This window comes from Streptomyces sp. NPDC033131, assembly GCF_055578365.1.
On sequence record NZ_JBVIPA010000012.1, the window covers coordinates 82,335 to 101,900 of the forward strand.

The 19,566-nt window shown below is 70.8% G+C and carries 15 protein-coding genes; 11 read left to right on the forward strand and 4 right to left on the reverse strand.

What is annotated here, in order from left to right; translation table 11 throughout:
• Positions 1-106: 106 nt before the first annotated feature.
• The 8 genes from ACZ5XS_RS17615 to ACZ5XS_RS17650 all read left to right on the forward strand — a co-directional run bounded on the left by ACZ5XS_RS17615 (position 107) and on the right by ACZ5XS_RS17650 (position 7,992).
• On the forward strand, positions 107-775 hold the full coding sequence (locus tag ACZ5XS_RS17615; RefSeq protein WP_468652190.1) for an RlpA-like double-psi beta-barrel domain-containing protein: 669 nt from the start codon (positions 107-109) through the stop codon (positions 773-775).
• A 364-nt stretch (positions 776-1,139) separates the two neighbouring features.
• On the forward strand, positions 1,140-2,168 hold the full coding sequence (glnII, locus tag ACZ5XS_RS17620; protein WP_468652191.1) for a glutamine synthetase: 1,029 nt from the start codon (positions 1,140-1,142) through the stop codon (positions 2,166-2,168).
• Positions 2,169-2,331: 163 nt separating this feature from the next.
• Positions 2,332-2,454 carry a hypothetical protein gene (locus ACZ5XS_RS17625; RefSeq protein ID WP_099928360.1) on the forward strand — a complete coding sequence of 41 codons (123 nt, stop codon included), beginning with the start codon at positions 2,332-2,334 and terminating at the stop codon, positions 2,452-2,454.
• 122 nt (positions 2,455-2,576) lie between these two features.
• Positions 2,577-3,152, forward strand: a complete 576-nt coding sequence (locus ACZ5XS_RS17630) for a winged helix-turn-helix domain-containing protein (RefSeq protein WP_468652193.1) — start codon at positions 2,577-2,579, stop codon at positions 3,150-3,152.
• 78 nt (positions 3,153-3,230) lie between these two features.
• The gene (locus tag ACZ5XS_RS17635) at positions 3,231-4,250 is read left to right on the forward strand and encodes an SDR family oxidoreductase (RefSeq protein ID WP_468652195.1); all 1,020 of its coding nucleotides are present in this window, start codon (positions 3,231-3,233) and stop codon (positions 4,248-4,250) included.
• A gap of 52 nt (positions 4,251-4,302) precedes the next feature.
• Positions 4,303-5,589 carry a sensor histidine kinase gene (locus ACZ5XS_RS17640; protein ID WP_468652197.1) on the forward strand — a complete coding sequence of 429 codons (1,287 nt, stop codon included), beginning with the start codon at positions 4,303-4,305 and terminating at the stop codon, positions 5,587-5,589.
• On the forward strand, positions 5,574-6,227 hold the full coding sequence (locus ACZ5XS_RS17645) for a LuxR C-terminal-related transcriptional regulator (RefSeq protein ID WP_468652199.1): 654 nt from the start codon (positions 5,574-5,576) through the stop codon (positions 6,225-6,227). Before ACZ5XS_RS17640 ends, ACZ5XS_RS17645 begins: the two co-directional genes overlap by 16 nt.
• A gap of 202 nt (positions 6,228-6,429) precedes the next feature.
• Positions 6,430-7,992: a DUF1996 domain-containing protein gene (locus ACZ5XS_RS17650; RefSeq protein ID WP_468652201.1), complete on the forward strand. Its 1,563-nt coding sequence runs from the start codon at positions 6,430-6,432 to the stop codon at positions 7,990-7,992.
• A gap of 87 nt (positions 7,993-8,079) precedes the next feature.
• Here the strand turns inward: ACZ5XS_RS17650 and ACZ5XS_RS17655 are convergent, their stop codons facing one another.
• The gene (locus tag ACZ5XS_RS17655; protein WP_468652203.1) at positions 8,080-8,517 is read right to left on the reverse strand and encodes a hypothetical protein; all 438 of its coding nucleotides are present in this window, start codon (positions 8,515-8,517) and stop codon (positions 8,080-8,082) included.
• Positions 8,518-8,652: 135 nt separating this feature from the next.
• On the opposite strand from ACZ5XS_RS17655, the gene ACZ5XS_RS17660 reads away from it, so the two are divergent.
• The 3 genes from ACZ5XS_RS17660 to ACZ5XS_RS17670 all read left to right on the forward strand — a co-directional run bounded on the left by ACZ5XS_RS17660 (position 8,653) and on the right by ACZ5XS_RS17670 (position 11,947).
• The gene (locus ACZ5XS_RS17660; RefSeq protein WP_468652210.1) at positions 8,653-9,153 is read left to right on the forward strand and encodes a tetratricopeptide repeat protein; all 501 of its coding nucleotides are present in this window, start codon (positions 8,653-8,655) and stop codon (positions 9,151-9,153) included.
• 49 nt (positions 9,154-9,202) lie between these two features.
• A complete protein-coding gene (locus ACZ5XS_RS17665) occupies positions 9,203-11,146 on the forward strand; it encodes a hypothetical protein (protein ID WP_468652212.1) in 1,944 nt (647 codons plus the stop codon).
• Positions 11,147-11,257: 111 nt separating this feature from the next.
• Entirely contained in the window at positions 11,258-11,947 is a 690-nt protein-coding gene (locus tag ACZ5XS_RS17670; RefSeq protein ID WP_468652214.1) for a TetR/AcrR family transcriptional regulator, read from the forward strand.
• Here ACZ5XS_RS17670 and ACZ5XS_RS17675 read toward each other — a convergent pair.
• The 3 genes from ACZ5XS_RS17675 to pulA all read right to left on the reverse strand — a co-directional run bounded on the left by ACZ5XS_RS17675 (position 11,944) and on the right by pulA (position 19,483).
• Positions 11,944-12,294, reverse strand: a complete 351-nt coding sequence (locus ACZ5XS_RS17675) for a 5-carboxymethyl-2-hydroxymuconate Delta-isomerase (protein WP_468652216.1) — start codon at positions 12,292-12,294, stop codon at positions 11,944-11,946. The two genes, ACZ5XS_RS17670 and ACZ5XS_RS17675, sit on opposite strands and share 4 nt — an antisense overlap.
• Before the next feature lie 33 nt (positions 12,295-12,327).
• Positions 12,328-13,950 (reverse strand): SpoIIE family protein phosphatase, encoded by a 1,623-nt coding sequence (locus ACZ5XS_RS17680; RefSeq protein ID WP_468652218.1) that lies wholly within the window; start codon positions 13,948-13,950, stop codon positions 12,328-12,330.
• A gap of 82 nt (positions 13,951-14,032) precedes the next feature.
• On the reverse strand, positions 14,033-19,483 hold the full coding sequence (pulA, locus tag ACZ5XS_RS17685; RefSeq protein ID WP_468652220.1) for a pullulanase-type alpha-1,6-glucosidase: 5,451 nt from the start codon (positions 19,481-19,483) through the stop codon (positions 14,033-14,035).
• Positions 19,484-19,566 lie beyond the last annotated feature (83 nt).

A 19,566-nucleotide genomic window follows, 5' to 3' on the forward strand; every position in this document is an offset into this window, starting at 1 on the left:
GCGGTGTGACGCGCACCACTTTGGTGACTCCTGTCAGCAGCTGAGTAGCGTCGTTCGGTATCTCGTACATAGCGGCGTACGCTCCCCTACCTCTCAGGAGCCGCGCATGTCACGCAGGAGAACGCTCGGCACGAAGAAGAAGCTCGCGCTGCTGGCGGGTGCCGCGACGGTGGCGGGAGGTGGCGCCTTCGTCATGGCGGCCACCTCGAACGCCGCGCAGTCCCCGCAGACGGCCGCCGAGTCGACCGTCTGCCAGGGCCTCGCCACCGCCCTCGGCAACAACCAGCGGTTCGTCGACGGCCAGCGGGCGGCCCCGGACGCGCAGTCCGAGGCCCGGATCGCCAACCGCGAGGCCGTCATCGCGCAGATCAAGGTGCAGCAGGAGGCGTCCGGGTGCGTCGTCGGGGAGTCGGCTCAGGACCCCCAGGCGGCACAGCCGGCACCGTCCACGCCACCCGCCCAAGCCACGTCACCCGCACAGACCGCGCCGCCCGCACAGACCGCGCCGCCCGGGCAGGCCGGTTCCGGACAGCAGGTGTGCAACGGCTCGACCGTCACCCTGTCCGGCGAGGCCGACGCCCCGGCCGCGTCCAGCAACCAGTTCCCCGTCGGGACGAAGCTGAAGGTCACCAACCTGGACAACGACAAGTCCACGACGGTGGAGGTCACCTCGGTCTCGGGCAGTTGCGCCCTGCTCAACAACGCGGCCTTCGAACAGGTGCGGGAGCCCGGCAAGTTCCTCATCCGCCGGGCAGTGATCGAGAAGGTGGGGTGATGCCAGGACGCCGGTAACCGTACGTGTCACCGGTCCCGCCGCCCCCGGCCAGGGGCGGCGGGACCGGCATGTCCAGACCTTGCATGCCCCCGCACCCCGCCCCCAACCTCATCGCATACGAGCCGCCCCCGCGCTCCTTTTTCGTGCGTGTTTCCCTGTCCCTCCGCGCCCCATCCCGCCGCCGCGAGGACCCTCACAGCGTGAGTCGCGACACAGCACCACCAGGTAACACGGGGTTCACATTCGAGCAATGACCGGGAAATCGCCTGTTGACAGGCTGCGTGGCATCGAAAGCGGTGCCCCAGTGCCGCAGCGCCGCAGCACCCGCAAGTGCGTCTAGACACACCCCCGAAGGAAGTGGCCCGTGACCTTCAAGGCTGAGTACATCTGGATCGACGGCACCCAGCCGACGGCGAAGCTCCGTTCCAAGACGAAGATACTGGCCGACGACGCCAAGGGTGCCGAGCTGGGGATCTGGGGCTTCGACGGGTCTTCCACGAACCAGGCCGAGGGCCACGCCTCGGACCGTGTCCTCAAGCCGGTCTTCTCCTGCCCGGACCCGATCCGCGGCGGCGACGACATCCTCGTCATGTGCGAGGTCCTCAACATCGACATGACGCCGCACGAGTCGAACACCCGTGCCGCGCTGGTCGAGGTCGCCGAGAAGTTCGCCTCCCAGGAGCCGATCTTCGGCATCGAGCAGGAGTACACGTTCTTCAAGGACGGCTACCCCCTCGGCTTCCCCAAGGGCGGCTTCCCGGCCCCGCAGGGCGGCTACTACTGCGGTGTCGGCGCCGACGAGATCTTCGGCCGCGACATCGTCGAGGCCCACCTGGAGAACTGCCTGAAGGCGGGTCTCGCGATCTCCGGCATCAACGCCGAGGTCATGCCCGGCCAGTGGGAGTTCCAGGTCGGCCCGGTCTCCCCGCTGGAGGTCTCCGACCACCTGTGGATCGCCCGCTGGCTGCTCTACCGCACCGCCGAGGACTTCGGCGTAGCCGCGACGCTGGACCCGAAGCCGGTGAAGGGCGACTGGAACGGCGCCGGTGCGCACACCAACTTCTCCACGAAGGCGATGCGCGAGGGCTACGACGCGATCATCACCGCGTGCGAGTCGCTCGGTGAGGGCTCGAAGCCGCTCGACCACGTCAAGAACTACGGCGCCGGCATCGACGACCGCCTGACCGGTCTGCACGAGACCGCCCCGTGGAACGAGTACTCCTACGGTGTCTCCAACCGTGGCGCCTCGGTCCGTATCCCGTGGCAGGTCGAGAAGGACGGCAAGGGCTACATCGAGGACCGCCGCCCGAACGCGAACGTCGACCCGTACCTGGTGACGCGCCTGATCGTCGACACCTGCTGCACGGCTCTGGAGAAGGCCGGCCAGGTCTGAGCACCGCTGCTTCCAGGAAGGGGCGCCCGCCATCTCGGCGGGCGCCCCTTTCGCGACCCGGGGCTTCGTGGGGCGAGGCCGGCGCGGGCGAGTTCACGCCAGGCAGGGTCCAAGCAGTGAGAGGAGACTCCTGTTGCGGGCCTGTGTCTGCTTCAATGGGCCCATGGCCAGCTTCCAGAACCACACCGCGACGGGTCGCCATGACCTCGAGCCGTTCTGGCCCTCCCGTCAGCACCACGACTTCGACCGGGTGTGTTGCCGCGCGATGAACGCGCCGGCCCTCTAAAGCCGTACACCCCCGGCCTTCGGCCGGCGCGAAACGACGTAGGTCCTCTCGACGGACCCGACCACGAACTCGGGGCCGTCGACCTTCCTGTCGAATCTCTCGCGCGAAAGAACTGACCTCTCATGGCGACCACTCGTTCTCTCTCCCCCGCCGCCCTCTCCTCCCCCAGCGGTTCGCGTCATCGTCTGCGCGCCGTCGACCGGGACGAGGTGATCGACGTCGCGGAGTTCCTGCCGCCGGGCGCCACCTGGCTGCCCGCTCCCCCGCACACCCTGCCCTCCCTGCCGGGCCGGCCGCCGATGATCGGCTACCTCGTGCTGGTCCCGGCCGACCAGCAACCGCCGTTCCTGCCGGTGGCGGTGCCGGACGCGCCGGAGGCCCGTACGCCGGTCGCCGACGCCGGCGACCCGCTCGTCCGCATCGACAGCGGGCAGCGCACGGCCGAGGTGAACGGGCGCGAACTCGACCTCACCTACCTGGAGTTCGAGCTTCTCGCCCACCTGGTCACCCACCCCCACCGGGTGCACACCCGCGACCAGCTGGTCACCACGGTGTGGGGGTACGGCCATGTCGGCGACGGCCGCACGGTCGACGTCCACATCGCCCGGCTGCGCCGCAAGCTGGGCTCCGAGAACCGCCAGGCGATCCAGACCGTGCGCCGGGTGGGCTACAAGTACGCACCGCCGACCGGGCGTTGATCCCTCCTCCCCGGTTCCCCTCTCTGCCGACGGCAGATCCGGGTTCTCTCCCGCCGCTCCACCGGGCACAGTCCCGGCATGAGACTTCTGATGCTGGGCGGTACGGAGTTCGCGGGACGGGCCGTCGTCGAGGCGGCCCTCGGGCGCGGCTGGGAGGTGACCGTCTTCCACCGAGGACGGCACGAACCTCCCACCGGTGTGCGGTCGTTGCACGGTGACCGCACCGCGCCCGACGGGCTCGCCGCCCTCGCGGACGGCGAATGGGACGCGGTCGTCGACACCTGGTCGGCCGCGCCCCGTGCGGTACGTGACGCGGCACGACTGCTGCGCGGCCGCGCCGAACGGTACGTGTACGTGTCGAGCTGCTCGGTGTACGCGTGGCCGCGCGGCGCCGGACGCGGCGAGGACGCGCCCCTGGTGGAGGATGCCTCCGCCGACGCCGAACAGAGCGACTACGCCCGGGACAAGCGGGGCGGCGAGCTGGCCGCCGTCGAGGCCTTCGGCGCGGACCGCTCCCTGCTCGTCCGGGCCGGGCTGATCCTCGGGCCGTACGAGAACATCGGCCGGCTGCCCTGGTGGCTGACCCGGATCGCCCGCGGCGGCCCCGTCCTCGCGCCCGGGCCGCGTGACCTGCCCATCCAGTACGTCGACGTCCGTGACCTCGCGGAATGGACCCTCGACTCGGTGCGGCGGGAGGCGAGCGGACCGTACAACCTCGTCGGCCCCTCGGGGCACGCCACCATGGGCACGCTCCTCGACGCCTGCGTGGACGTCACCGACGGGGCCGCCGAGTTGCGCTGGACCGACCCGGACGTCGTCCTCGCCGCGGGTATCGAACCGTGGCTGCACCTGCCGGTCTGGCTGCCGCCGGGCAGCGAGGGCCACGCGGCCCTGCACACCGCGGACGTCTCCCTGGCGATCGGCGCGGGCCTGCGCTGCCGTCCGGTCACCGAGACCGTGGCGGACACCTGGACCTGGCTGCGCAGCATCGGCGGCGTGCCACCACAACGTCCCGACCGGCCGGTGGTGGGACTCGATCCGGAGCTCGAGGCGAAGGTCCTCGCGGCGGCCGCGGGTGTACCTGGCACCACCCCCTGACCGGCCGTCCAACCCCCGTGACCCCCGCCTGCCGCTCGGCCAGACTGACGGCATGAACACCGACACGAAAGACGACGGCGGGGGTTCGAAGGCCCGGGGAATGCTGCTCGCCGGCGTACGGGGGCTCGTGCTGGCCGTGGCCGTGCTGCCCTTCACGATCGTCTGCTACGTCCTGGCCCTGGTCTCCATCGCGCTGATTCCCCTCGGCCTCGGCGTCGTCACGACCCCGTGGATCCTGACCGCGGTGCGGGCTCTCGCGGACAACCGCCGTGAACTCGCGCAGAGATGGTGCGGCATACGCATCCCCTCGGCGTACCGGCCGCTGCCCGAGACCGCCAACCCGTTCAAGCGCACCTACGCGCTGCTGCGGGACCCGGCGACCTGGCGGGACGTGCGCTGGCTCCAGGTGGACATGACGGCGGGGTTCGTGACCGCTCTGCTGCCGGCCCTCCTGGTCTTCTATCCCCTGGAGGGGTTCGCGCTGGCCGCCGGGCTGTGGCGGGTCTTCGCGGACGCGACGGGCGGCGCCTACTGGTACGGCTTCGTACGGGTCTCCGACCAGGCCTCCGCCTTCGGCGCCGCCGCTCTCGGCGCCGTCCTCCTCGTCCTCGCCCACCGGTACGCGGTCAGCGCGCTCCAGCTCCACTTCCGGCTCACCCGGGCGGTGCTCACTCCCAGCCAGGCCGAACTGGCCGAACGGGTGAGGGTACTGACCGAGACGCGCCGCGACGCCGTCGACACCTCCGCCGCCGAACTGCGCCGCATCGAGCGGGACCTGCACGACGGGGCGCAGGCCCGGCTGGTCGCGATGGGCATGGATCTCGGCACCATCGACATGCTGCTCGACAAGGACCCCGAGCAGGCGCGGAAGTTGCTGGCGCAGGCCCGTCAGTCGTCCGTGGACGCCCTCGCGGAACTGCGCGACCTGGTGCGCGGCATCCACCCACCGGTGCTCGCCGAGCGTGGACTGGGCGACGCCGTCAGGGCGTTGGCGCTGCGGATGCCCGTGGTGACCGAGGTGGAGGTGGACCTGCCCGGCCGGGCGGACGAGCCCGTCGAGTCGGCCGCGTACTTCGCGGTCAGCGAGGTGCTCACCAACGCGGTCAAGTACGCGGACGCCGACCGGATCTGGGTCGACCTGCATCACGTCGCGGACGACGGCGGCATGCTGCGGATCTCGGTGACCGACAACGGCAGGGGCGGCGCGGTGGTCGGGGCCGGTTCGGGGCTCGCCGGAGTCGAGCGGCGACTGGGTACATTCGACGGCGTCCTGGCCGTCAGCAGCCCCGCGGGCGGCCCCACCATGGTCACCATGGAGATCCCTTGCGTGTTGTCCTAGCCGAAGACCTGTTCCTGCTGCGCGACGGACTCGTCCGCCTCCTGCAGGCCCACGACTTCGAGATCGCCGCGGCCGTCGAGAGCGGGCCGGAGCTGGCCGCCGCGCTGGCCGAGCTGCAACCGGACGTGGCGGTGGTCGACGTACGGCTGCCGCCGACGCACACCGACGAGGGGCTGCAGTGCGCGCTGAACGCCCGCCGGGACAGACCCGGTCTGCCGGTGCTGGTCCTGTCGCAGCACGTGGAGCAGCTGTACGCGCGGGAACTGCTCGCCGACGGCAGCGGCGGGATCGGCTACCTGCTCAAGGACCGGGTGTTCGACGCGGAGCAGTTCGTGGACGCCGTACGACGGGTCGCGGCGGGCGGTACGGCGATGGATCCGCAGGTGATCCAGCAGCTGCTGTCCCGGCGGGCGGCCGACGACCAGCCGCTGGGCCGGCTCACGCCCCGTGAACGCGAGGTGCTGGAACTGATGGCGCAGGGCCGCACCAACGCGGCGATCGCCGCCAAACTCGTGGTCACGGAGCGGGCGATCGCCAAGCACACCGCCAACATCTTCGCCAAACTGGGCCTGGAGGTGTCGGACGACGACAACCGCCGCGTTCTGGCGGTTCTCGCCTATCTCGACCACGGCCGCTGAAATGGGGAACCCGCTCGGGCACCTCCTGTGAGGGATCAACAACTCCTGGTGTTACCGGGGCAGTTGAAACCGAATTGTCTCGCGCATCTCTCACCAATTTCCGGGACGGCTGAACACCCGTGGGACTCCTTGCGTATTCAGGGGCGCCGCTTCACTCCTGTCGGGCGCCTCGAATGCCCCGCAAGGAAGTCAGAGGAGTTCCATGGGACGCAACACAAGAAAACGCCGTATGCCGCTGGCCACCAAGGCCATCGCCGGAACGGCTGCCCTAGCGCTCGGTGGGGGCGGGCTGATCTGGGCCAACTTCTATGCCTCGGCGCACGAGGAGAACGGGGCCCAGAACCAGACCAAGGCCGCCGCCGCGCAGGTTGCGACGATCGACTGCCCGGATGTCGGTCAGCAGCTCACCGATGTGCCGGACAAGGCCCGGGCGGGCGTCGACAAGGAGCTGGCGCTGCTCGACCAGCAGGTCACGGAGGCCTACAAGCGCCTCGCGGACACCCGCCAGGCCCAGACGGGGGATGCCGGCTTCGTCAACAACGCCATTCTCAGCCCGCTGAAGTCCAAGCGGGTGGCCACCCTCGACCGGATCAGCATCAACATCAAGCGGGTGGGCGGCCAGGCTCCGCAGGGGATGGACCAGCTCGCCGAGTGCGAAGGCGTGGTGGCCGACCAGCCGGAGGTCGTCGACGGCGAGGGCGGGGACCAGAACAACGACGGTCAGGACCAGAACAACGACGGCCAGGACCAGGGTGGGGACCAGGGCCAGGACGACGGCCAGGACCAGGGCCAGGACAACGGCGGCCAGGAGGGCAACGGCGGTCAGGCCGGCAACGGCCCGGTGGCGGCCGACTTCCAGGACATCACCACCGTCCAGCCGAACGGCGGCCCGCAGGGCGTGAACGGCAACGGGCTCCCCGCGAACGGGGACACCGGATCCACGGGCACCTTCACCACGAGCTGTGGCACCAACGAGAACGAGAACCGCAACTCGGACAACGTGATCGTCGCTCCCGGTGTCAGCAACGGTGCGCAGCACCAGCACGACTACGTCGGCAACCAGGACAACGACGCGTTCGCGAGCGACGAGGACCTGGCGGCGGCGGAGACCACCTGCGAGAACCAGGGCGACAAGTCGTCGTACTTCTGGCCGGTGCTGCGTGTGCAGGACGGTCAGGACGACATCGACGCGAACGCCGCCGGTGGCGGTCAGGACGGCAACGTCGGCACCATCCAGCAGGCCAGCGAGGCGCAGCTGAAGTTCGTCGGCAACAAGACGAGCGATGTCGTCGCGATGCCGACGGCCCTGCGCATCATCACCGGTGACGCCAAGTCCTTCGTGAACGGCCTGAACAACGCCAACACGAACTGGAGCTGCACCGGCTTCGAAGACCGGCAGCTGACGGACAAGTACCCGATCTGCCCCGAGGGCAGCTCGGTGGTACGGACGTCCTTCTTCCAGAGCTGCTGGGACGGCCAGAACATCGACAGCGCCAACCACCGCACCCACGTGGACTTCGTCGAGGCGGACGGCAGCTGCTCCAACGGCTTCCAGGCCATCCCGCAGCTCCAGGTCCGTCTGGTCTACGACGTGCCGGCCCCGCAGATCGAGAACGGACAGGTCGTGAACCCGTTCGCGGTCGACTCCTTCCCGGACCAGCTGCACAAGCCGATCACCGACCACAACGACTTCATCAACTTCTTCGACGAGAACGTGATGAACGAGATGGTCGACTGCATCAACAGTGGTCAGCAATGCCAGTGACCTGCTAGGAACCCGGCACTGACCAACCAGGAAGCCGGCGGTGGGAAGTCCCACCGCCGGCTTTCGTCTGTTCCCGGATCCCCGCGCTCAGCTGGTGTGACTGCTGGTGTGACTGTTGTGGCTGCCACCGGGATTCATGTGCTCGGACCCCTCTTCCATGGTCCCGCCGAGCCGGCCGCGCAGCGCGGTGACCGTCTTCTCCTCGCCGACGGCGACCCACTTGCGGCCGACCAGGTAGTAGCCGCCGTAGTCCTTCGCCCCGCTCAGCCACTCGGCCTGACCGCGGTCGGTCGAGAACGTCGCGAGGACGAACTTGCCGTCGGGGTTCTTGCAGATGGCCTGGCGGATCGTGTCCGCGTCCGTCTGCATGTTCGGGTTGCACTTCGCCTCGGCGGCCAGGTGCTCCAGGCTGCCGGTCGCCGTCTCCGGCACCGCGGCTGCCTTCTCGCCGCCGGATCCGCAGCCCGTCAGCGCAAGCACCAGCGCCGCGCCGGTCAGCGCGAGCTTCGGTCGGGTCACCCTCATCTGTTCCTCCGGTCGCATGCATCAGACCATGCCTCAGCCGGCCCCGGCGAGGGGCCCGTCCCCTTCGATACGGCTCCGGAGCACGCAGCGCTCAAATCGAGTGCCCCGCCGGCACACCCGTGCGAAAGTGTCGCGGTGAACCAGGACTGGGAAAACCGTGTGACCGCCGCGTGGGCCGGCTTCGACGACTACGCCGAGGAGGATGCCTGCGACTTCCGCGCGGTGATCGACGCACTCGTCGCCGAGCTGCCGCCGGGCAGCCCGCTCGGCCCCTTCGAACAGGCCTGCGCCTGGGACTCGACGGGTCACTCGGACAAGGCGGTTCCGCTGTACCGGGAGGCGCTCGCGCGCGGGCTCGACGGCTACAAGGGGCGGCGCGCCAGGATCCAGCTGTCCAGTTCCCTGCGGAACACCGGGCGGGCGGAGGAGGGCGTCAAACTGCTGACGCCCGAACTGGACGGCCCCTCGGACGAGTTGGACGACGCGGTACGCGCGACGCTCGCCCTGTGCCTGTCGAGTCTCGGCCGCGACCGCGAGGGCCTTTCCCTCGTCCTGGGTGCCCTGGCCCCCCATCTGCCCCGCTACCAGCGGTCGATGGCGAACTACGCGCGGGCCCTGGCCGATCCGCGGGGCTGAGCCACCCGGGCTGCGGTGACCAACCACGGATTCGCTCGTTCTGCTGAACGTGCAGTCACAGGATGTCGCCCCGCGCCCCGCACCCGGCTCCGGCTCCGCCGCCGCTTCCTCGTCGTCCGACCCGCTCGTCGACGTCGAGCAGGCCGAGGCGGCGCTCGTCGAGCACTATCCCCGGCTCGTCCGGCTCGCCTATCTGGTGCTGCCGCCGGGCCTCGGACGCAACCGGCGCGTCCTGACCGCGCACGCGCTCACCCAGCGCGCCCTGCCCCGGGGGCGGACACCCGTGCCCGTGATCCCCGCTCAGTCGACGGGCCGGGAGGGCGACCCCGGCTACGCCTTCGTCCGGCTCCGGGTGCTGCGTACGGCCCTGGAGGCGGGTCTGCCGCTGACGTTCAGGGCGTGGCCCAAGCGGTCGCAGCTGCCGCCGCTGCTGCCCCAGGTGTGGGGCCTGCGCCTCTTCCCGCGCTCGGGCGGCGCCGACGAACTCTCCCTGGACCAGCGGCTGTCCGCCCTGTCCGGACCGGCCCGCGCCGCGTACGTGCTGCGCGGTCTGGAGAAGCTGCCGGACGGCGACGTACGCGAGGTGCTGGCGGCGGCGGGCGTGGACGACGTGGACGACGCGCTGGACGAGGCCGACGAGGTGCCCGCGCAGCACGCGCTGCTCGGCTCCCCCGAGTTCGACCCCTGTTCGCTGCAGGCCCGGCCCACCGACCTGATGCGGCGCCGCCAGCACATGAAGGCCGCGCTCGCCGCCGCGGCGGCCGTCGCCGTGTGCGGGGCGCTGCTCGGCCTGCCCGGTGGCGGCTGGGCACCCGACGGGGCCGCCGCCCCGCCGTACGCGCAGAACCCGGCGGCGCAGGCCGCCCTCGACCCCGGCCGGCTGACCAGGGTCCCGGCCACCGCGTGGCAGGCCGCCGCGCGCACCGACTTCTCCGTGTGGCCCGCCCGCGGTGACCTCACCGACGACGAGGCGCTGCTGCGCCGTGCCCTCGCCGTCTGGGCCCGCCCCGGCGAGACCGTGCAGGTCTCCGCGACCCCGGGCACCCCGTCGGGCGGCCCGGCGGGCCCTCCGCAACTGCTGTACGCCGGGAACGTCGACAACGCGCGCGTGGTGATCCTCTACGACGGCCTGCGCATCGCCCGGTACGCGGAACCGAAGGACAGCACGAAGGGCGCCGCCCTCGACTTCGCGCGGGTCGACGGCGCGAGTGGCGCGGAGGCGAACGCGGTGGTGCTGGGCCGGGCCGACGGCAACGTCCGCTATCTGACGGCCCCCTGGGTGAAGAAGGCGGCCGAGCGGGACCTGCTGAAGCCGGGCTCCGGCGCGATGGACCTCACGGTGACCGACGGTGTCACCTCGCCGCTGGCCAGCGCCGCCCAGCAGACCGGCGCGTGCACCTCGTGGAACGTCCTCCAGCTGACGGACGGCTCCGGTACCCGCCTGTCGACCGACCTCGGCGAACTGGTCCCGGCCCGCCTCACCACCGGGCGCCCCGGCTCGGCGCGCGACGCCTCCGGCGCGGCGGCGCTGCGCGCCTGGGCACCCTTCGCCTGCTCCCTGTCCGCCGTGCGCTCCCAGGGCGTGCGGTCGGTGAACGCCTGGGTGTACGCCACCCAGCCGCTGCCCGACGCGAGCGGCTCGGCCTCGTGGGTGTGCACGCGCGCCGAGACGTGGCGGGGCGGCGGCACGCGCGTCCAGGCGCAGTTCCGCACGCCGGGCGGGCCGTACGGGGCGGTCGCGGCGAAGGCCGAGAACGTACCGGCCTGCGGCCCGCGCGACCCGCATGTGCTGGCCGGGGTGCTGTGGAAGTCGGAGGCGGGTTCCTGGTACCTGCTGGCGGCGGGCAGTCGTGGCACGGCGTCGATCACGACGACGGGCGGCGTCGGCGGCTCGGCGCGGGGCAACCTGCTGGCCGTGCGGACGCGGCAGGGGGCTCAGGCCGGTCTGACGGGGAAGCTGGAGAGCGGACGGTCGATCGACGCTCTGCGCTAGCGGGACAGCGGCTGCCGTGCCCGCTAGAAGTGATCGTCTTGTGGTGAATTCGTGAACACCGCTGGCCGCTCCGGTCCGTTCGGGGCCGGATTCGATCGGTAAGGTGTTCGTATGACTATCGGGGTACGCCGCAGAATGGGTGTCGAGGAGCGGCGGCAGCAGTTGATCGGCGTCGCCCTCGACCTGTTCAGCCGTCGCTCGCCCGACGAGGTCTCCATCGACGAGATAGCGGCTGCCGCCGGTATCTCACGCCCGCTGGTCTACCACTACTTCCCCGGCAAACTCAGCCTGTACGAGGCCGCGTTGAAGCGCGCGTCGGAGGATCTGGCGAGCCGGTTCGTCGAACCGTTGGAGGGTCCGCTGGGGGCCCGGCTGCTGCGGGTGATGCGCCGGTTCTTCGACTTCGTCGACGATCACGGGCCTGGCTTCTCGGCGTTGATGCGCGGCGGCCCGGCCGTCGGCTCGTCGACGACGAACGCGCTCATCGACTCCGTGCGGCAGGCCGCGTATGACCAGATCCTGTCGCATCTGCGGGTGGAGAACCCGCCCGCGCGACTGGAACTGGTCATCCGCTCCTGGATCTCGCTCGCCGAGTCGACCGCGCTGATCTGGCTGGACGGCCGGCGCATCCCGCGCGGCGAGCTGGAGGTGCAGCTCGTGCACGACTTCGCCGCGCTGGCCGCCGTGAGCGCCGCCCACGACGAGGAGATGGCCGCGCTGACGCGGCACATGTTCAGGGACGAACCGGCCGACGGCCCGTTCACCGACCTGGCCACCCGGCTGATCGCACTGGCCTCCTAGCGCTCCAGCCTGCGGTACGAGGGTTCCAGGTCGCGGACCTCGGCGGTGGCGTGCAGCGCGAAGCCCTCGTCCGTCACATGCTGGTGCAGCAGTGCCACGACGGCTTCGGTCAGTCTCGCCTTGGTCTCCTCGGTGCGTCCGGCGAGCAGGCCGATCGTGACGTGGACGATGGCGTGCCCCTCGTCGAAGCCGACCAGCGTGTACTCGCTGCGACGGAACTGCGTCTTGCACGCCTCCGGCTTGGCCGCGGCGATCTCGACCGTCGCCGAGTGCAGGGCCTTGGCGAACCCGGCCCGGTCGAAGGCCGGAGCCATCACGGCGGAGTAGTCGACGGTGATCTGCGGCATGAGCACTCCTGTTCTAGGGCGACAGGAGTCACCTTAGTTCTTCAGCTGCAGCGCCAGCATGGCGATGTCGTCCTCACGGTCGTGGCCGAAGCAGGCCAGGAGCGTGTCGCAGAGGGCGTCCAGGCCGGGCAGGGCGCCGGTGGCGGCCGCGCGGAGGTGCTCCATGGAGGCCGCCAGGTCCGTGCCCCGGGTCTCGATCAGACCGTCGGTGATCATGAGGAGCCGGTCGGTGGGTTCGAGGAAGAGCTCGGTGGGCGCCGGGTGGGGCAGGCCCAGGCCGAGCAGCGGACCGGATGCCTTGGTGTAGTCGGCGCTGCCGGTGTCCCGGATGATCAGCGGCGGTATGTGGCCCGCGTTGGCGATGCGGGTGCGCCCGGTGGCGGGGTCGATCAGGGCCAGGCACACGGTGGCCGTGACGTCGTCGTGGTAGTGCTGGAGCATCCGGTCGAGCCGCTCGGCGAGGACGGCCGGGTCGCTCTCGTCGACGCAGTAGGCGCGCAGTGCGTGCCGGATCTCGACCATGACCGTCGCCGCCTCCAGCGAGTGCCCGACGACGTCGCCGACCGCGGTGAGCATGCCCTCGCGGGTGCGCAGCGCGGCGTAGAAGTCGCCGCCGATCTCCGTCTCCCGGGACGCGGGCACATAGCGGACCGAGACGTCCACGCCCGGCAGCTCGGGCAGCCGGTGCGGCTGGGGCAGGAAGCTGTGCTGGAGGGTGAGGGCGACGTGCCGCTCGACCTGGTACATCAGCAGTGGCTCGGCGGCGAGGGCGGTGGCCTGGGCGAGCCGGGCCACGAGGGCTTCGGTGTCCGGGTCCACCGGGCGCACCCCGCGGGTGGGGGTGGCCAGGCACACCGCGGAGTTGCCGTCCTGGGTGAGGATCAGCACCAGGCGGGCGTCGTGCTGCACGCCGGGCCGGAAGAACCCGGCGGGCCACAGCGGCGCGGCCACCGTGGTGATCTGCACTCCGGCCTGCCCGCGGGTGAGCCGCCGGAGCAGACCGGCCACCGTCCGGTCGGCGCCCTCGTCCGGCAGCGCGATCGAGGTGCGGTCCCGGGAGATGCCGCGCAGCAGCACGTCGTCCGGGCCGAGGACGAAGACGGCGGCGGGGGTGCCGGTGAGCCGCGCGGTGCCCTCGGCGGCGGCGTCGGCGAGTTCCTGCAGGGAGCGTGCGGCCTGGACGGTGACGATGGTCTCCGACAGCAGCGTCAGCCGCCGCGCCAGCGCCTGGTAGTCGGCCCGCAGCCGTGCCGTGCGCACCGCGGCCCGGACCACCGCGTCGACCTCCGCGGGCTCGGCGGGCACCGTCAGATACGCCTCCCCGCCCGCGTCCAGCCCCTGGCAGCGGTCGCCCGGGTCCACGGCGGAGGCCGAGAAGTGCACGACGGGCAGTCCCGCCAACTGGGGCCGGTCCTTGATCCGGCGGCACAGTTCGAAGCCGCTCATGTCCGGCAGGTTCACGTCGACGAGGGCGACGTCCACCAGCGTGCCCTTGCGCAGCCGTACGTCGAGTTCCACGAGCGCCTCGGAGCCGGAGGAGACCGGGACAACCCGGTGACCGGCGCGGCGCAGCACGGCGCCCATGGCGTACCGGCTGGCCGCCACGTCGTCCACGACCAGCACGGTCGTCTCTGTCCGCTTGCCGTTGACATCCATCTGCCAGTCCCGGTTTCGGTCTTGGACACACAGGTGGGGCGGACCCGAGGATCGGGCCCGCCCCACCAAGGTAATGCCCTTGTCAGGAAGCCGGGGAGAATACCGCCACAGTCCGCCCGGGAACGGTGAAGGTACCCGATACCTGCGCGTAGGCCGAAGACTTGACGATAGGGTCCACGCCCGACGCCTGCACCGGGTGCAGCCGGTAACCGCTCCCGGCGAGGGCGTCGATCCGCTGCTCCTGGGTGTCGGGCGTCGCGTTGAACACGACGACGAGGTCACCGAGCGTCATGGTGATCACACCGGGTGTCTCGTCCTTCCCGGACAGCGGGAAGGAGAGCTTCGACTGCACCTGTCCGGCCGTGTCGAGGGAGAAGTCCTGCTCCGTCGTACGGATCCGCAACAGATCCCGGTACGCCGCCGAGGCGCCGTCGATCTGCGGGCAGCCGACGCCGACCGTGCCCAACAGGGGCTTGGCGTACGGCCACTTGGACGCGTTGTCGGCCGCCATCGGCAGTCCGCGCCCGAAGCCGTTGCCGGCCCGGCAGTTCCAGTGGACGGCGTTGAACCAGTCGCCGCTGTCGTAGGAGTTGCGGTCCAGGGACTTGGATCGGAGCAGGTCGGTGCCCGCCTGGGAGAGGGCGGGGCCCTGCGAGAGGGTGGCCGTCGCCATGGCGAGGACCTGCATCCGGGCGCGGTCGGCGGCGGACGTGTCCGCCGGCAGTTTGAAGGCGAGCGCGTCGAACAGCGTCTCGTTGTCGTGCGCGTCGGCGTAGGCGAGGGCGTCGCCGGGCGCGTCCGCGTAGCCGGCGGGGGCGCCGTTGTAGTCGACCTCGGCGCCGGTGACCTCCTTGCCGTCGGTGCCGGTGAAGGTGAACGTCCTGAGGTTGCCGGAGAGCCCCACCTTGATCAGGTCCTGGTAGTGCAGGAGGCGGGCCTTCTGCTCGGCGGGAGTTCCGTTGCCCTTGGCGGAGTTGGGGTCCGTGTACAGGCCGGAGGCGAAGCCCTGGACGCCGGGGTCCTCGTCGAAAGGGCCGCCGCCGCGTACGGCGTCGCGCGCCCGGTCGGAGAAGGTGGCGACGCCGGTCCCGGCCATGTTCCGCTGCGTGGCCTGCACGAAGCGGGCGTCGTCGGCGATCTCGCCGAAGTTCCAGCCCTCGCCGTACAGGATGATCTTCTTGCCGTCGACGCCGTCCTTGGCGAGGGTCAGCGCGTCGAGGGCCTCGCGCACGGCCAGGATGTTGGCCTTCGGGTGGTGGCCCATGAGGTCGAAGCGGAAGCCGTCGACCTTGTACTCCCTGGCCCAGGTGACGATCGAGTCGACGACGAGCTTGCCCATCATGGCGTTCTCGGTGGCCGTGTTGGCGCAGCAGGTGCTGTTGGCGACCGAGCCGTCGGCGAGCAGCCGCTGGTAGTAGCCGGGGACGATCCGGTCGAGGACGCTGGTGTCCGCCTGGCCGCTCGCGGCCGTGTGGTTGTAGACGACGTCCATGACGACCCTGAGGCCGTCCTCGTTGAGCGCCTTGACCATCCTGCGGAACTCGACGGTACGGCCGGTGCCGTCCGGGTCCGTCGCGTACGAGCCCTCGGGGACCGTGTAGTGGTAGGGGTCGTAGCCCCAGTTGTAGGCGTCCTTCGCGGCGACCGCGGAGACGCATTGCTGCTGCTTGTCCGAGTCGGCCGCGTAGGAGGCCAGGTCGCAGTCGGCGGTCGCCTGCTCGGACTTCTTCTCCGGGATGGTGGCGATGTCGAACGCCGGGAGGAGATGGACGTACGACGTCCCGGCCTTCGCCAGCTCGCGCAGGTGCTGCGAGCCGTCGCTGTCCTTGTCGGTGAAGGCGAGGTAGGTGCCGGGGTGGTCGGCCGTGCGGTCCGCCACCGAGAAGTCGCGGATGTGCAGTTCCTGGATCTGGGCGTCCTTCAGGGGAACGGCCCTGGGCTTGACCAGCGAGGACCATCCCTCGGGGGCGAGGGCCCGGTCGTCGAGGTCGACGACCAGGCTGCGCTTCGAGTCGGTGGTCAGGGCGAGGGAGTAGGGGTCGGTGACCTTGTTGGTGACGACCTTGCGGACGCTGGGCGCCCAGACCGTCACGGCGTACCGGTAGGCCTTGTTCTTCCAGGACTGGGGGCCGGTGACGGACCAGACGCCGGTGCCGGCGTTCCGCTTCATGGCGACGGTGGATCCGTCGATTTCCAGGGCGACCTTCTGCGCGGTCGGCGCCCAGACGGCCAGCGTGGGACGGCCGTCACGGAAGGTCGGGCCGAGCTCGGCCTTCGTCGCCGCGGGGTACAGATCGTCGAGTACGCCGGCGGTCTGGACGCCCGTCGCGGCGAGTACGGCTCCTCCCCCAGAGCCGAATGCCTGGGAGGTACCCCCAGCGGCCCGCTGCGAGGCGACGACCTGGCCGCTCAGCGCCCTGCGCACCCGGTCCCGGTCGCGAGGGTCGACGGACCAGGCGGTGAAGTCCTTCAGATGCGGGAACCTGGCCTTCTGCGCGTCGGTGAGGGCGGTCCTCGCGAGCCTCAGCCATTTGGCCTCCCCCGTCAGCGTGCCCTTGTCGACGGCGATCGAGCCGTCGCGGGAGTACAGCAGCTGGGTGGAGGCGGCGGCCTCGGAGCCGTTCCAGGCGACCGTGTTCCGGTCGATCCAGACCGCCTTGGAAGTGGTCAGGTCGAGCGCTGCGGCGGAGCCGGCCGGCTGCGGGAGCAGGTACTTCTCCTGGCCGCTCACGAGCCACACCTCGTGGCCGTTCGCCGTGAGGTCGAGGGACTGGTCGGCGGGCAGGTCCTTCTCGTCGCCCTTGTGGATGATGTAGCTGAGGCTGGTGGCACCCTCGGCGAGCGGTACCTCGAAGACCGCGCCGTAGCTGTCGGTCCTCACCGGCTTCAGGGGGTTCGACCAGTCGGTGGGGTTCGCGGCGCCCGTCCAGACGTGCAGACCCCAGCCGTCGTGGTTCCCGTCGGCGCGGTGGTAGTGCAGGACGGCCTTGGACTTGTCCTGCGCCGGATAGTCGGGGCGCTCGGTCCGTACGGCCTCCTTGCCCTGCTCGATCCAGATCTCGCCGGTCTTGGTGAGGTCGATCGTGCGGTCGGCGGAGACGTCCTTGGTGCCGTCCTTGTCGATGACGAGGAAGCCGACGTTCGAGGCGCCCGGCTTCAGTTTGACGTAGGCGAAGGCGCCGTACGCGTCCCGCCCGATGAACGGATGACTGTCGGGCCAGTCGGTCGACTCGCCGTCGGCGAGGTCGCCCCAGGCGTACAGGCCCCAGTCGGCGTAGTCGCCGTCGGTGCGCTGGTAGTGGACGACCGCGTAGTCGCGCGAGGAGGCGGAGGGGATCTCCTCGGCGGGCGGGGTGCCGGTGACACTGCCGTCGGTGGCGCTCGCCGTGCGGCCGGCCGAGTCGACGACCACCGCCTTGTAGCGCAGGGCGGTCCCGGCCGGTACGGCCTCGGCGATGGTGTGGGTGACCTTGTACGGGGCGTGGTCGGCGGAGCCGAGGGTCTGCCACCTGCCGTTGCCGACCTGGGCGGCGAAGACGACCCGGTTGAGCCGGCCGCCGTCCACGTCGGCGGTGACCTCGACCGTGCCGGTGGCGCCGGCGGCGGGGGCCTCGAGGGTGATCGTCGGCTTGGCGGTGGGTTCGGCGGGCTTGCCGGCCGCCTTGAGGACGATCGCCGAGCCGGCCGGGACGGTGACGGTGAGCTTCTTGTCGGCGTCCGACCCGACCGTGCCGTCGGTGCCGTGGATCCCGCGGAACGTCATGCCCGCCGCACCGGTCGCGAAGGTCGCCTGCTTCGCCTCGTCCGCGTTGTTGACGGCCACGACGTATTCGACGCCCGTCTTCGGGTCGGTACGGGAGAAGGCGTAGACGCCGGGACCGTCGGCCGCGTACCGCTGCGTCTGTACGCCGTCAGCGAGCGCCGGGTTGGCCTTGCGGAGCTTCGAGAGGGCGGCGAGCTGCCGGTAGAGCGGTGCGGTCGTGTCGTACGCGTCGTCGGCGTGCGTACGGTCGGTGCCCAGCCGGTCGTCGTCGAGGTAGTCCTCGGTCTTCGAGGCGAACATCGTCTGACGGGCGTCCTTGTCGCCGCCCGCGCCGGTGAAGCCCTGTTCGTCGCCGTAGTAGACGACGGGGTTGCCGCGGCTGAGGAACATCAGCTCGTTGGCGAGCCGGTCCTTGGCGAGGAGTTCGGCGTCCGTCGCCTTCGGGTTGTCCTGCCTCAGGAAGTGCCCGATGCGGCCCATGTCGTGGTTGCCGAGGAAGGTGACCTGCTCGTACGCGTTGGCCTTGTCGGTCGTGTACTTGTAGTCGTCGCCGAAGACCGCGGCGAGCCTTTGCGCGCTGCCGCCCTGGGAGGCGTACTGCCGGGCCGCCTCCTGGAAGGGGAAGTCGAGCGTGGCGTCGAGGCGGCCCTGGGTGACGTACGGCGAGGTGATCGACGTGTCGGCGGAGTACACCTCGCCGAACATGAAGAAGTCGTCGCGGCCCTGCTTGGCCGCGTAGGCGTCCAGGGCCGTGGCCCACTGGGTCCAGAACTCCGTGTTGACGTGCTTCACGGTGTCGATGCGGAAGCCGTCGATGTCGAAGTCCCGCACCCAGCGCTGGTAGATCTTCTCCATCCCGCTGACGACCTCGGGCCGCTCGGTCCACAGGTCGTCGAGACCGGAGAAGTCGCCGTTCGTGGAGCTCTCGCCGGCGAAGGTGGAGTCGCCGCGGTTGTGGTACATCGTCGGGTCGTTGAGCCAGGACGGGACCTTGACGCTGCTCGTGACCTTCGGGGTGCGGGGGAAGGAGTCGGCGTCGACCTCCGGGAAGTCCTTTGTACCCGCGTAGTCGGCGTCGTCGAAGGGTTCGCCGTCCTTGGTCAGGTACGGGAACGCGCCCTTGGAGAGGTAGTCGTAGGACTTCTCCTCGTAGTCGACGACGTCGGCGGTGTGGTTGGTGATGACGTCGAAGAAGACCTTCATGCCCTTGGCGTGGGCCTTGGAGATGAGGGTTTCCAGGTCCTTGTTGGTGCCGAAGTGCGGGTCGACCTGGGTGAAGTCGGTGATCCAGTAACCGTGGTAGCCGGCGGAGGCTCCCCCAGTGCCAGACGCCTGGGAGGTACCCCCAGCGCCCTCGCCCTGCACGGGCCGGTTCTTGAAGATGGGTGCCATCCACAGGGCGGTGGTGCCGAGGCCCTTGATGTAGTCGAGCCTCTTGGTCAGGCCCTTGAGGTCACCGCCCTGGTAGAAGCCCTTGTCGGTCGGGTCGTACCCGGTGCTGAGGCGCGAACCGGTCAGGCCGCCCCGGTCGTTGCCGGTGTCGCCGTTGGCGAAGCGGTCCGGCAGGACGAAGTAGAACTGCTCACGGGTGGCGTCGTGCCGGGCGGGCTCGGCGGCGAGCCTCGCGTCGGACGGCGGTGGGGGCGGGGTGTCCGCTCGGGCGGCCAGGGGCTGGACGAGCGCTGCGGTCAACGCGGTCACGGTGACCGCAGCGACCCGGCCGGCATGGGCGGTACGGCGCCTCGGCGGCGCCGGCCATCTCGGTATCACGGACGTGGACTCCTTGCGACGACGGCTGTCTTGGGTCCGACCCCGCGCGACCGTATCGCCGAAGAAAGACTTACAGCAAGAGT